We start from the raw sequence: 13,055 nt of genomic DNA on the forward strand, positions 1-13,055 counted from the left end.
ATGGATAATAGAATATATAAATTCACTTTTATTTAACAAAATTGTAAACAAAAAAAAATTTGAGTAAAATAAATTTTTCAGGTCTTAAAGGCCAAGCGCTTGTAATAGAGGATAAAGATATTCCAAGCATAAAAGAATTTCAGGATGTTATTCCAGATCACTACTTTAAGTGCAATACCAAAACTTCATTGAGGTATCTTTTACAATCAGCTTTAATTCAATCATTAGTAGTTGCGATTGGGGTATCTATTCCATTTACCCCCAAAATGATCCCAATTTGGATTGTTTACGCATTACTATCAGGTACCACTGCAATGGGATTCTGGGTAATTGCCCATGAATGTGGACATGGAGCATTCTCTAAAAACAAAACATTGGAATCTATAACTGGTTATTTACTACATTCATTACTTCTAGTGCCTTATTTTTCTTGGCAGCGTTCTCATGCAGTTCATCATAGATTCACAAATAACATAACCAATGGAGAAACTCACGTACCTTTAGTAATTAAAGGGAATGGAGTTACAGAAAAAGTTGGCGGAGAAAAAGAATTACATTTTTCAAATTCCTTAGGTAAGAAAAATTATGGAATTCTTCAACTTGTTTTACATCTAATATTTGGCTGGCCTGCTTATTTACTTACTGGAAGTACAGGAGGTGTTAAATATGGCACGTCAAATCATTTTTGGCCAATTAAACCATTTTCTAAAGCATTATGGCCATCGATTTGGGCCAAGAAAGTCTGGATATCAGATATTGGTGTAGGTTTGACATTATTAGGAATTGTTTATTTAGTTCTAAAGTGTGGAATATTTCCAGTAATTGCTTTATATTTTGGTCCTTTATTAGTGGTTAATTGTTGGCTAGTAGTTTATACATGGCTTCATCATACAGATTCTGATGTACCTCATCTTTCAAATACGGAATTTTCCTTTATGAGAGGGGCATTTCTCTCTATTGACAGGCCTTACGGTAAAGTCCTTAATTTTCTTCACCACAATATAGGTTCTAGCCATGTCGTTCATCATGTATGTCCAACGATCCCTCATTATCATGCAAAAAAGGCAACTGTCTTAATTAAAAAAGCCTTTAAAAAAGCATATCTTTTTAATCCCGATCCAATACACAAAGCACTATGGAATATTGCTTGCAATTGCGTTGCTGTTAAGTCAGATATCAAGAGAGGAAGATATATATGGCAATCTTCATACAAAATGGTGGATTAAAATATAATAAGCATCAATTTTTTATCACATTAATTTACGCAAATCTGAAAAGAATATAAAAGAATTAGCAATAACAAATTTTTCATCTTAGATAAGTACTCACAAACTTAGTAATTCTATGAGTGGCGACAATTTACATGGTAAACAGCCTATTAAATTTTATTCGGAAAAAATAACACTTACAAAAGTTGAATTATTAGAAAGACAGTTGAGTTTAGGCGAAAAAATTTCAGATTTAGATCAAAAGCATAAAGAATGGAGCAAAAAACTATCAGGTTGATCATCTAATAAGATGAATTTTAAGAACTTATTGATATTTATATTTTCCTTATCAAGAAACTTTTCTGTAAATTATTGAAAAATTATTTGCAGGCATTCTAATAATATCCTCTTGAGAAAAACCATTTTTCTTACTCTCATCACAAACTTCCTCAAGATTTTTAATACCCCAAAGATCATTTTGCATTTTTAATGAATTATCGAAAAAATAATTACTTTCACTTATATGCTTATTACAAATTTTAAATGGACCATACAAAATCAAAAATTGTCCCTTATTCAGTAATTTTCCTGACTCTCTAAAGAGTGCTACAGTACAAGACCACTCTGCTACATGAATCATATTTATAGAGACTATTCCTTGCAAAGAATTAGCTAAAATAAGTGGAATTTTCCAAGGAATTTTTTCTACATCAATCTCAAGAGGCTGGGGCATTTTCTTAGAGAGGTCTTCATACTCAATCCAAGAACTTATACTTTTTCTATGCACCAATTCCGGATCACTTGTTTGCCAAATTATTTCAGGAAAGCGTTTTTGAAAAAACACTGCATGTTCACCACTGCCACTCCCGATTTCCAATACTGAACCTTTTTTTATAATTCTGGATAGTACATCACCAATGCAGTCTCTATTTCTTTGAGTTGCCGAAAAAAAAAGTCTATTATCCAAAATTAAAAAAAATTGGGCGCTTCAGTAAAAATAATAATTCTAAAATCCTTGATTATTTAACCTTTCTCAATTTAGGAGTCTTGAAAAACATTATTTTAAGGCTAAAGAATAATATTGAAATTGTAAGAGCAGGCAAGATATAAAGTATTAAATCAGAACTCATTAGAGAAGGAATCCTTCCAAAAATTAAATGCATGTAGTAGGTCGCGAATGACATAAATTCAAATATATCTAATTTATTAATAGCAATTATTTGAATTCTAAAAACTACTTTTAGTCAAAAATCAAAAATTCGCAAAAAAAAGAGTCAGCCTGTATCCCTACTAGCTGACCCTTCTATTATATTAATTTAAATTACCTCTAAATGAGGATATAACTCTAAAAAAACAAGGTGAAAAAGCTTAAATTTTTTTTTTTCAAATTTAAAAAATAAAAACAAAAATAAAAACATCGATAAGGTATATTTCGACACATATATGTAGCAGAATTTCAAATTTCCCTGATAAAGCAAGGAATAATTCCTGATTTTTCTTTACATTATTAAATAATTATGTTATATTTGTTAACAAATTACATAAACAAAATGACTCCAGAAGCAGAACGTTTTAATGGTTGGGCAGCAATGTTAGGTTTCGTTGCAGCCGTTGGTGCATATGTCACAACAGGTCAAATCATTCCAGGTTGGTTCTAATGAAAAATAACGAACCAAAATTAGTTGAAAAAGAAAAAATCGTTGCTGAAAAGCTTAACGGTAGATTCGCAATGTTAGGTTTTGTTGCTCTGGTTGGAGCATATTTAACTACAGGTCAAATCATTCCTGGTTTTATCTAATATAAATTTTTTTAATTCTCATCAAAAGTCTAATTTAAAATTAAATTAGGCTTTTTTTAACGGGATTTTATTGATAAAAAATTATCTTTATTAATTAAAGTTGGAATAATCCTATTTGTAACAAAATAGTATGCTAAAAATCAGCATAAAAACAATATCTCATTCCTAAAAATTAGATTCGGAGTTTTTTGTGGCAATTTTATAATCTATATATGCGGGAAACAAATCAAACTAAGAAAGTCTTCTAGCAATAATATAAAAAACATAATTTTTACTGCTGGAAAGCTAAAGAAGGAAAATAATATCTTAAAAAACATTTTAAAAAAAATATTAATTTGATTATTTTTCTTTTTTAAAACTTAAATTTATTTGTTAATTGATGCTATCTTTTATCCAGATAATTCGAAGATTGAATGAGAGTAAAGCTTGAACCAGATACAGCATTCATTGGCAAAAAGTTTGCTTATATATTTTTAGGAATAATATTTAGCCTAAATGCTATAACTTTTATTTGGTTTTTTTTATTTTCAAATTTAAATTAAGAACTAAATTTTCGTTTAAAACGGTTGAATTATATAGCTTAAAAAAAGTTATCTAGGTATTAAAAAACTCCTGGAATGATCTGACCGGTTGTGACATAGGCTCCCATTAGTGCAACGAAACCAACCATAGCCCATCTTCCATTTACTTTTTCTGCATTTTGGGGATATCCATCGTAAGAAACAGTTTCATCAATATAAGGCCTAGTTTCTGATGGGAACATATTCTGTCTTCCACCTGATTCTGTTGTAACTCCTGATTTTGACATTAAAAAGATAATAATTGTTAACTAAAGTAACACAAATATTAACTTATGTAAACCAAAATCTCCAATGATTTTCCTCTGATTATTTTTATTAGGAGTTAATATGAGACATTTCTGCTTAAAAAATCAACAAGCTACATTTTTTTTTAATCAAACCACTTTTTTTATCAAATTCGCAATAAATCTTTAAAAATAAGCATTTATACCCACACTAAGTAATTTTACTTATTAGGATAGTTATAGCATTTAGGAAGTGCTTAGCTGGTTAAATCAGAAATCTGAATTAACTATGTCGTCATGAGCTTGTCAGTGGGATACTTGCAAGCTCTTTCAATTTTAAAGAAAGCAAATATACTAATTATTAAAAAAATTATTTGAATTATTAAAAAAAATCTTTGAGATAAGCAACCTATGTCAAAGATTTATTTATTTGCTAAATAGATAATAGACCTAACAAAATTTATGTCTTTAGATTTTATTCTCATACCATCTTGTATTTTGATTATCCTTTTTCTTTTAAATCGAGAAAATATGATCTATAAAAAACATCAAAAAGTTAAATAATATCATTTTTCAAAAAAATACTTAATACTAAAGGTCTAGAGATCGTAAAAAAATTTTTTTTCCTGAAAATAATAAATTTCAAAAAAATGCTTTAATAAAGTTTGAAAAGCTTAGAGAGTTTAGTAGAGAAACTATACTAACTTTTTTCTTAAAATTAATTTTTCCCAATATAATTTTGAATTATTAATTTGATTTAGTTTTTGTTGGCAGTGTATGCAATTGCATTCATTTAATAAAGTTTTAGTTTTCATTAAATATCCTTTTTATTTAAAAAAACAAATTTTTTACTTTTCTGCAAGAATAAATAAATAATTTTTTTGTTTTAAGTATTGAATAATTCTATTTACATTAACCAGAAAGCAATATTGTTCTCTAAATCATCAATAATTTATAATACAAAAATAGACAGTACAAATTAAATAACCCTCTTTTGAAACTTTTTAATCAATTGCCAATAAAAAAAACTATAAATAAAATAATTTCTCCTTGGTATTCAATTCCTTTAATAGATAGATGGCTATTAGGACAAATAGTGCCACCTATGTTATTTGCCATTTCTGCTTTTACTGTTATTTCATTATCTGTTGGAGTCATGTTCGATCTCATAAGGAAAATAGTCGAGTATGGCTTACCTGTATTACAAGCTTTACGAGCTTTATTTTTTAGCCTGCCTAGTTTTTTAGTTTTATCATTTCCAATGGCTGTTTTATTGTCTACATTATTATCTTATGGAAAACTTTCAGCCAATTCTGAATTACTAGCTTTAAGGTCGTTAGGAATTACTAAATATAGATTTATAGCTCCAGCTATTGCAGTTTCAATATTCATGACAGGATTAACATTTTATTTCAATGATAATTTAGTGCCCACTAGTAATAGGCTTGCCGAATCAACTTTAAGATCAGGAATAGGAAGTTCTTTTAATAAAGGGAAAAATAAATACAACATCATTTTCACTCGAAAAGGATCAAGGATAGACTCTAATACTAATAAGCCAACGAAAGTAAATACTTATACAACTCACATTTTCTATGCTTCAAGGTTTGAAAAAAATATTATGAGAGATGTTACAGTCTTAGACTTTTCCAGAGAAGATATAAGGCAAATCCTTACTGCGAATAGTGCCATCTTTGATAAAGATAATTCTTCTTGGATATTTAAAGATGGAAGTATTGTTACAACTGACTCTATTGGTCAAACAACGAATATTAAATTCAAATCATATACATATCCATTTGTAGAAGGTCCATTAGATCTCGCAAAAGTCCCCAAAGATGCAAGCGATATGTCTTTAAAAGAAGCTTTAGATGCTGAAAAAATTTATAAAAAGATAGGAAATCTTAAGGAGACTAGAAAGATTCAAGTACGAATTCAAGAAAAATTCACTCTTCCTTGTGCATGCTTAGTATTTGGATTAATAGGAAGTAGTTTAGGGGCAAAATCTAATTTAAGATCCTCTAAAAGTCAGGGATTTGGGTTAAGTGTGATACTTATATTAATTTATTATGTAATGTCATTCGTGTTCAGCTCATTTGGAGTAAAAGGTTTAATAAATCCGATTTTTGCTGCTTGGTTACCTGTCTTAATCTCTATCGGGGGTGGAATTTATTTCTTGAGAAAATCAAGTTCTTTATGATCCTTTGAGAAGATTAATAAGCAAAAACTATTTTAAAAATTAGCAAAATTGTACAAATTAATAATGGCAAGACTTTCTCTAAAAATTATTTACTTTTTATAGCTGTCTATATGTAATCCTTACAAAGTTTAGAACCAATCTCTTCTTAAAGTACCAAATATATCATTAATTTTTGAACCTATATCTCTTCTTAAAGTACCAAATGTATCCTTAATTTTTAAACCTATATCTCATCTTGCAACATTTAACTTTACATTAGCTTGATATGCTCTGCCTACAAGAACAACCAAAAAAAGAAATACTTTTTTTGTAATTTCCAGTATGTGAAAATAATATTATTGAAACTTAATTTAATTCTTAAAATGAATAAAAAGTTAATAAAGAATTTTTATAATTAATTTAATTAATCTATTTAAATGATAGATTCATAGACTAATTAAACCAACCTTTTTTCTTTGTTTTAACTTCTGGCAATGTCTTAATTTTGGGAGATTCGTCAACTCTTCCCTTAATAATCATAAGGGGGACAATTGCCCATAAGGATAAAAATAAAATCCAGAATAAGTAAATGTTCATAGTGTAAAGCGATCAAATACATTTTAAAGTCGACCAAAATATATTTGCGAATTTCTTTTTAAAGTTCCAATTTAAATGTATAATTCTTTTTTTTGTAAATTTTTTCCAAAAATTCATTCGCAAAACAAATAATAATTTGAATTTTAATAATTAGTAAATTGGAAAAATTTATAAAATCAATTTGAAAGATTTGCACTCAACATGACCACTGCTTTGCTTCAGCTAATCAGGAGTGCAATATCTATAATGACATTATAAAAAAGAAATCGTGAATGTTGCTAACCCTTATCAGTTTTTATATTCATAATTTTTAAGCAAAAGTTCAAATTAATGAAAAATTGTAATTTATGTCATAAGCCAGATAGAGTTCATTACAGGGTTAAATCTAAAATTTATACTGAATGGATTTTTTGTTGTAAAGAATGTTGGAATATAATTTCAAAACATAGCGAATATTCCTATGGTGGGACAAGGAAATTAAAAATATAAAATAATTAGTACCTATAAATAAATTGGATTAATTATTAGCCAAACTTCTTAACAACAAAAAATAAATTAATTTTCTAAAAGAGATTGTTAATTTCTTTTTTTATAGATTTATAATTTGAATCCATATCTTCAATAAATTCATCAACTTCTTTTCTTACATCATTATATTTATTAATTTTTTGTTTGCTTTTCTGATATAAAATTGATGAAAATGTCCCTGGATTGATACTTTCAACCCAATATCCTGCCAAACAATAAAATTGATTGGGTATAAAAGTAATAATAAATACTCTCTTAGAATTTTTATATTGATTGATTATCTTATTAGCTAAATCTCCCCTAGTTTTGTTAGCTCCAAGTAAAGTGATATCTTTTGCAAAATTCTTAAACTTTGTTGATACATTTTTACTTTTTTCTATTAAATTTTTAGAAACTATTTTTTCAAAGGAATAACAATAATCAAACAAAAGAGTATTTTCATTTTTAGAAGGATAAATTGTTATAAAAGAACTAAAAAGTAAAAAAAAAGGAAAAAGTAATTTATTTAACATTTTAATCTAAGTTAATTTTATTATTGCATAAAAATAAATCAGCAAGTCAAAAGCCGGTCTCAATTTAATTTAAAAGATTAACATTTAGAATACTTCTATTATCTAAATAATTCCTTAAAAAAAAAATTTACGTGATTTATAACTAGTTAATTGGTTAAGCACTTATCTAAATTCATAAAATTTCTTATAATTACATTATGAAGATTCCAAATCTTAAAAATAAAGGTGTCAAATCTTTTTTAGATTTTTTTTCAAGAGTATCAATTTCGGCAATATTTATTTCAGCCATTCCAGGCAAAATAAATGGTTTTGAAAAAACAGTTGAATATATTGCTTCAAAAGGTATTCCTGATCCAATTTCATCTATTCTTCTAGTAGGGGCGATTATATGTCTTATCTTAGGTTCGGGATTTTTTATATTTGGAGAAAATCAAAAAATTGGTTCGATTTTTTTATTACTTTTTCTGATTCCCACAACAATAATTTTCCATGTGTTCCCTTTTCATCAAAGAGCAGTTCTCATGAATCTAGGATTAATTGGTGGATTAATTATTTGTGCATTAAGAGAGCCATGATAATTAGCTTTATCTGGTAAACTCAAATATTTTTATTTTTCCTGCCTTAATTCTGGGAAGCAATTTGCAATATGGATTAATTCATAAACCTCTTTGTTATCATATTTTTTATTAGGAATTCCACTACCTACTTGGATTCCTCTCTCTTTCATCTTCTTTAAGATCAATTCTTTTCTTTCAATACTAGACATAGATTTGAATCTTTTTATTCGTTCTTCTTTATTCACTAGATATTTAATTAATTAGGTTTAAGTAAAGTGAATATCATTTAGCGATTCATTATATATGTAAGAAATCCAGTAAATGTAAGTAACTTAAATCCAATAAAGAAAGGTAAATATTTTTTGACCTTTTTGCCAACAGGCAATAACTTGTTGAATGAATTCACTATAGTTTGCATTAGTAATTTCTTTATAATGTATATTAACGAATTTTTTTTAAAATTATCAAAGCTACTAATGGTAATACTATTTGTGGGTAGCTCTTTTATAAATTTATTTTTTTAATGCAATAAAAATGGAAAATAAAGATTACCTAACAACTATTTTTATTTGAAAAAATTACTTTCTTGCTAGGTAAGTGATTCTCAGGTAAAAATATAAACTTTAGATAGGCTAATGCCTACATCTAAAGCTAATAAAGCGATTAGTAACTTACTCATTTTTTAGAACTCTCAACTATTTTTTTGTAAAGTTCTTCAGAAATAGGTCGCATAACCTTCTATAAATTTTCTTACAAATTAGTTATTTATAGATTAATTTCTCGTAACAATATATACGAATATATGAATTTTCAAATAGGCAAAAAATATCTGCATAATAAGTTTTTCTTATGAGGTATCAATTAATACTGAGTTAAAAAACTTCGTTAAATACCTAAACTTTTTTAAAAAGAATTTGATTAGTAATAAAATTATTTAATTTTTTTAATTTTAATTTTAATTTTGATCAATAAAACAACTTACATATTCATTAAAAATACGTCTAGTGTCATCAGCAATAAAAACCTATATATTAATCAAAGGCAATAATTTTTTTAAAAAAACTTTTAAATACCATCATTGTTAGATGTCTGAGAAAAAATTAAAAATCTTATTTCAAATAATTAGATCCTCTGTAAGTAAGCTTTATCAAATTTTCTTCTAGTTTTCTACAATATACGAATGTTTTTCCATTAAAATACATTCTTACCATTATGCAGCTCCTGGAATTGCTCAAGTCCCCGTCCTGTGGCTTGAGTCGTACTGCGGTCTATCAGATGGTAGATCGGACGATTTTGTAGCATTTACTACAATCCCTTTTTAAAGTATTTTTACTTACTTGTCAACCATTAATAAAAACTAAATTTCAATTTAAAATTGAATTCTTCTCTCATAAACTCCCTAAAAAGAATAAAGAACATATAACTACGAGTAACTCCAATAAAAATTGAAATAAATGCTAAGAAAACACAAATTGGGCAATGTGGGAACCCCACTATGAATTTTCCAATATAAATATTAGTTGAGCCTCTGCACTGAGAATATCAATTCTTCTTCCTAATATTTTAAAAAATTTAATTATTTTGTTCAAAATGAAACCTTCTTTAAAAGACAATGATATTATTTAAAGAATGAATCTAGCAATGAGCAAAAATACTGAATCTATTGATATAAAAGAAGTCTTATAGCATTTTTATAAAATTTGTAACTCCAACATAAACTCAGATACTCTTAATCTAATTAACCGATAATGACTTATGCATATCAAATATAGCAATTACAAATCTAGTTTTCTTGCAGTGAAAATTTTCTTTTGCTAAAGAATAGAGCGGGCTAAAGTCCAATACTCCAAGAAGTTTTAGTCCTCCTCTTATAGCATGAGAGTAAAACCCTTGTATTAAATAATATAAAATCTACGCTATTCTAAGATAAATATCTTGATTAATTGATAAATTCATTTTGTATATTGCTATTACAAAATTTTTAAGGTTTTTTAGATTAGTTACTAAATCCTCGTGGAGAAAGCTTTAGTTAATTTTTTTTATTGGTTATTAATAAGATCAACCGAATCCCATTACGGCGAATCATTGGTTTCAGTAGAAGTTCCATCTAATTCGATCAAAAGTTTTTCTTGATTTTAGAAAGTTTTTATTTATGGGTTTAATTAACTAAATTCAAAGCTTTCCAAAAAAGCTATTGCTCTCACTTCATCAATTTTTTTCTAATACCTCTTGATTCAAAAAGCAATTTTTAAAAATATTCTTGCAGGGGGCTTCTCTTGTTTTGGCTAATTAAAAAGCCCTTTTTTTATAGAAGCAAAAAAGCTAAAATATAAAGTGATTGACAGTTGATCTAAACTTAGGGGAAAGTACTCTCTATTTTATTTTCTAGTTTTTTATTTTTGCAAAGATAATTAATCTTCTTATTTCTCTTATCAGCTTATGAATATCTCCCCACACCTATTGATTGATGCTGTTATATTAAGCGCTGCCCTTACAATAACTTTGGTATTAAGAGCAAAAGGTAATGCTGTCAGAAAAGAAAAAGGAAATAAATGATTACTAAAGAAGAAAAAAATAAATTTAAAAAACTTAAATTATATAAAATTTGGAACTTCCTTATTTATGGAAGTTCAGTTGCTATTGGAGTTTTCTTAGTTTACCTATATTCTGCCTATGTCTTTATAAATAAATGACACACTTATACAGCATAGCGATTACTTATGGGTTTCTGAGTTTTTTACTGCTTGGTGTATTTGCATACCTTACTTTTAAAATAAAACTCTAATTTTTATGTCGTTTGCATAAAAAAACTAAAGATCGTACTCCTTTTTTACATAACCCTTTTAAAAATTTCAAAATTTTCACAATCAGTATTTTTGCTCTAGGAAATTTCAGTTATTACATATAAGTTAGTTCTAATAATTAAGGTTTAACTTAATGAGTACATATAAAACAAAATACTTTAAAAAAACAAAAAAGATTGACAACACTTTATGGTTGGACAGATTAATTAATCAACTTGAAAAAAAAGAGAAGGAATTTTGACTATGAATACTTTTAGAAATAAACAATTCAAAAATCAATTAGATCCCAAGTATGCCTTCTATGATTGCCTTCGAAGCTGCGAACTAGAGAGTCCCTCTGAAAAATTATTAGAAGAATGTGTAGAGACTTATGATTGGGGGTCTCCATCAAAACATTCAAATAACGAAAAATAATAGGGCATTTTGCCTCTTAGAGTCGTATGCACATCACAATCTACAAAATCGACTAAGTACTTTTGAATCCTTAATAATTTCTACTCTTATTGAATTGATAAAGATAGTCGTGACAACCATAATAAATTTATACTCGGGTAATAATACTCTATTAATTTCAAGTTAAAAGGAGGATAATAAAGATATAGAGATTCAAGGAGGTTTTATGAAACTCACTACTCCATTCAATGCTCTCAGAAATGCGACTTCAGATATCTGGAGAATGCATGATTTCAATTATCAATTACCCAAAAAAGAATTAAAAAAATATTGGGATCAAGAATGCGTAGCGCATCCTACTCATAGTCATTGCAAACTTTATTGTGATTAATATCCAATCTATTTTAAGTGTTCTTACCATTGATTTTTATATTAAATCCTTACTAAAACTCAGTTTTTAAAAAGGAGGAAAAGTAGATGACCAATTTAAGTTTAGAAATTATTTTTGGATAATCTTAATTGCATATCTTGGATTAAGGTTGAATCAAACTTGGAATGCCTACAAACAACAATATTAATAAGAGGACAAAATAAAACTACTAATGCAACTCACTTTTCAAACAAAGATTTGAAAGGTCTTGATTAGCTAAGAAAATGCAAACTTTAGAAAAAACTCTAAAAAAAATAAAACTTCACTACTTGCTCCTGTATAAAAAACTATAAAAAAAGTTCACTTTTTCTTATAAATATTTACTTTTATAATTAAGAATTTATCGTTTCGATGCTATTAATTTTAAAAGTTCAGTTTGAATTTCAGAATTTTTAGCTATGGAAGATACACAAGCTAATGCTGAACTTGCAGATAATCCAAAAGCACCTGAGACAAATAACACATCTGGTCTCGCGTAGGGTTTATTAAATTCAGTCAAGGAGAATATTATTGTCCCAATAGAGAAAACAGCTCCTGAAATACTTATAAAATCGGTAACCAAACTAATCTTTGATTTCTTTTTAGATGCTTCTTCAATTTGCGCTTTCATTTGAATTAAGAAATTATTTATTTTATTTTACTCTCCAATTTAAAATTGATTTCTTCCCAAGAGACTTATCTACCACTTATTTCCTTCCCAACATCCAAATTTTTTTTGAATCTCCATACTTTTTCGTAATCTCTAAAGTTATTGGGTCCATATCGAGCCTGAACCAAGAAAGAAAATCGGCTGGTTTTTGAACTCGTAAAAGATACAAGTCTTGCGATTTACTAGGATCTCAAGGATTTGTAATTTTCTATCCAAACTTTACCCAGACTTTTTTAAATTTAAAATTAAAACCTTTGAAGATATTTTTCTGATTATTATTTTTACTTTGAGAGTTTTTTTTGATCCTTAATCCGTACAATTTTGTTCCTCTAACCGCACACATAAAACTTGAGATTAACTATTCAAATGAATTAGAACATAATTGTAGGCAAGAGGTAAGTCTTATGGCACTAAACGACACATTCACTATCCAAGAGATGGACTTGGATACAAAAAATCTTTCATACGATATTAAAACAAAAGAACTTAAAGCTTACTGGAATAAAGAATGCGAACAGCATCCTAGTAATAACCATTGCAAAATTTTTTGCGATTAATACTCGAACTTTTTAAGTATTCTTACGCTTGATTTTTA

General features: G+C 27.3%; 17 protein-coding genes. 11 read left to right on the top strand and 6 right to left on the bottom strand.

The genetic code is table 11. The features are described from left to right. The first annotated feature begins 59 nt into the window (after positions 1-59). Together HA151_RS07640 and HA151_RS07645 are read left to right on the top strand one after the other, a co-directional pair. Positions 60-1,226: a fatty acid desaturase gene (locus HA151_RS07640; protein WP_209106874.1), complete on the top strand. Its 1,167-nt coding sequence runs from the start codon at positions 60-62 to the stop codon at positions 1,224-1,226. A gap of 118 nt (positions 1,227-1,344) precedes the next feature. Further along, positions 1,345-1,506, top strand: coding sequence for a hypothetical protein (locus tag HA151_RS07645; RefSeq protein WP_187149184.1), 162 nt, complete (start codon positions 1,345-1,347; stop codon positions 1,504-1,506). A gap of 51 nt (positions 1,507-1,557) precedes the next feature. Here the strand turns inward: HA151_RS07645 and HA151_RS07650 are convergent, their stop codons facing one another. Beyond that, a complete protein-coding gene (locus HA151_RS07650; RefSeq protein ID WP_209106875.1) occupies positions 1,558-2,175 on the bottom strand; it encodes a DUF938 domain-containing protein in 618 nt (205 codons plus the stop codon). A 583-nt stretch (positions 2,176-2,758) separates the two neighbouring features. Between HA151_RS07650 and HA151_RS07655 the strand changes: the two genes are divergently transcribed. Continuing rightward, positions 2,759-2,866: a high light inducible protein gene (locus HA151_RS07655; RefSeq protein ID WP_011132751.1), complete on the top strand. Its 108-nt coding sequence runs from the start codon at positions 2,759-2,761 to the stop codon at positions 2,864-2,866. Continuing rightward, the gene (locus HA151_RS07660) at positions 2,866-3,006 is read left to right on the top strand and encodes a high light inducible protein (protein WP_025952053.1); all 141 of its coding nucleotides are present in this window, start codon (positions 2,866-2,868) and stop codon (positions 3,004-3,006) included. Before HA151_RS07655 ends, HA151_RS07660 begins: the two co-directional genes overlap by 1 nt. A gap of 601 nt (positions 3,007-3,607) precedes the next feature. On the opposite strand, the gene HA151_RS07665 is transcribed toward HA151_RS07660, so the two are convergent. Beyond that, a complete protein-coding gene (locus HA151_RS07665) occupies positions 3,608-3,814 on the bottom strand; it encodes a high light inducible protein (RefSeq protein ID WP_209106876.1) in 207 nt (68 codons plus the stop codon). A gap of 991 nt (positions 3,815-4,805) precedes the next feature. Between HA151_RS07665 and HA151_RS07670 the strand changes: the two genes are divergently transcribed. After that, positions 4,806-6,011: an LptF/LptG family permease gene (locus HA151_RS07670; protein ID WP_209106877.1), complete on the top strand. Its 1,206-nt coding sequence runs from the start codon at positions 4,806-4,808 to the stop codon at positions 6,009-6,011. A gap of 432 nt (positions 6,012-6,443) precedes the next feature. On the opposite strand, the gene HA151_RS07675 is transcribed toward HA151_RS07670, so the two are convergent. Beyond that, positions 6,444-6,587, bottom strand: a complete 144-nt coding sequence (locus HA151_RS07675) for a hypothetical protein (protein ID WP_209106878.1) — start codon at positions 6,585-6,587, stop codon at positions 6,444-6,446. Positions 6,588-6,917: 330 nt separating this feature from the next. Between HA151_RS07675 and HA151_RS07680 the strand changes: the two genes are divergently transcribed. Further along, positions 6,918-7,076, top strand: a complete 159-nt coding sequence (locus tag HA151_RS07680) for a hypothetical protein (RefSeq protein ID WP_209106879.1) — start codon at positions 6,918-6,920, stop codon at positions 7,074-7,076. A 74-nt stretch (positions 7,077-7,150) separates the two neighbouring features. Here HA151_RS07680 and HA151_RS07685 read toward each other — a convergent pair whose 3' ends face one another. Continuing rightward, positions 7,151-7,627 (bottom strand): carbon storage regulator CsrA, encoded by a 477-nt coding sequence (locus tag HA151_RS07685; RefSeq protein ID WP_209106880.1) that lies wholly within the window; start codon positions 7,625-7,627, stop codon positions 7,151-7,153. A 197-nt stretch (positions 7,628-7,824) separates the two neighbouring features. On the opposite strand from HA151_RS07685, the gene HA151_RS07690 reads away from it, so the two are divergent. After that, positions 7,825-8,202 (top strand): DoxX family protein, encoded by a 378-nt coding sequence (locus tag HA151_RS07690; protein ID WP_209106881.1) that lies wholly within the window; start codon positions 7,825-7,827, stop codon positions 8,200-8,202. Between the two features lie 32 nt (positions 8,203-8,234). Here HA151_RS07690 and HA151_RS07695 read toward each other — a convergent pair whose 3' ends face one another. Next, a complete protein-coding gene (locus HA151_RS07695; RefSeq protein WP_245151630.1) occupies positions 8,235-8,393 on the bottom strand; it encodes a 3-phosphoshikimate 1-carboxyvinyltransferase in 159 nt (52 codons plus the stop codon). A gap of 2,838 nt (positions 8,394-11,231) precedes the next feature. On the opposite strand from HA151_RS07695, the gene HA151_RS07700 reads away from it, so the two are divergent. The 3 genes from HA151_RS07700 to HA151_RS07710 all read left to right on the top strand — a co-directional run bounded on the left by HA151_RS07700 (position 11,232) and on the right by HA151_RS07710 (position 12,027). After that, positions 11,232-11,402, top strand: coding sequence for a hypothetical protein (locus tag HA151_RS07700; protein ID WP_209106883.1), 171 nt, complete (start codon positions 11,232-11,234; stop codon positions 11,400-11,402). Positions 11,403-11,607: 205 nt separating this feature from the next. Then, positions 11,608-11,772, top strand: a complete 165-nt coding sequence (locus HA151_RS07705; protein WP_209106884.1) for a hypothetical protein — start codon at positions 11,608-11,610, stop codon at positions 11,770-11,772. Between the two features lie 114 nt (positions 11,773-11,886). Beyond that, a complete protein-coding gene (locus HA151_RS07710) occupies positions 11,887-12,027 on the top strand; it encodes a hypothetical protein (RefSeq protein WP_209106885.1) in 141 nt (46 codons plus the stop codon). Positions 12,028-12,151: 124 nt separating this feature from the next. Here HA151_RS07710 and HA151_RS07715 read toward each other — a convergent pair whose 3' ends face one another. Beyond that, positions 12,152-12,421, bottom strand: coding sequence for a hypothetical protein (locus HA151_RS07715; protein ID WP_209106886.1), 270 nt, complete (start codon positions 12,419-12,421; stop codon positions 12,152-12,154). Between the two features lie 338 nt (positions 12,422-12,759). Between HA151_RS07715 and HA151_RS07720 the strand changes: the two genes are divergently transcribed. After that, entirely contained in the window at positions 12,760-13,017 is a 258-nt protein-coding gene (locus HA151_RS07720; RefSeq protein WP_209107171.1) for a hypothetical protein, read from the top strand. Positions 13,018-13,055: the final 38 nt, after the last annotated feature.

The sequence above is a fragment of the Prochlorococcus marinus XMU1419 genome (assembly GCF_017695955.1).
In the GTDB taxonomy this organism is placed as follows: domain Bacteria; phylum Cyanobacteriota; class Cyanobacteriia; order PCC-6307; family Cyanobiaceae; genus Prochlorococcus_A; species Prochlorococcus_A marinus_AD.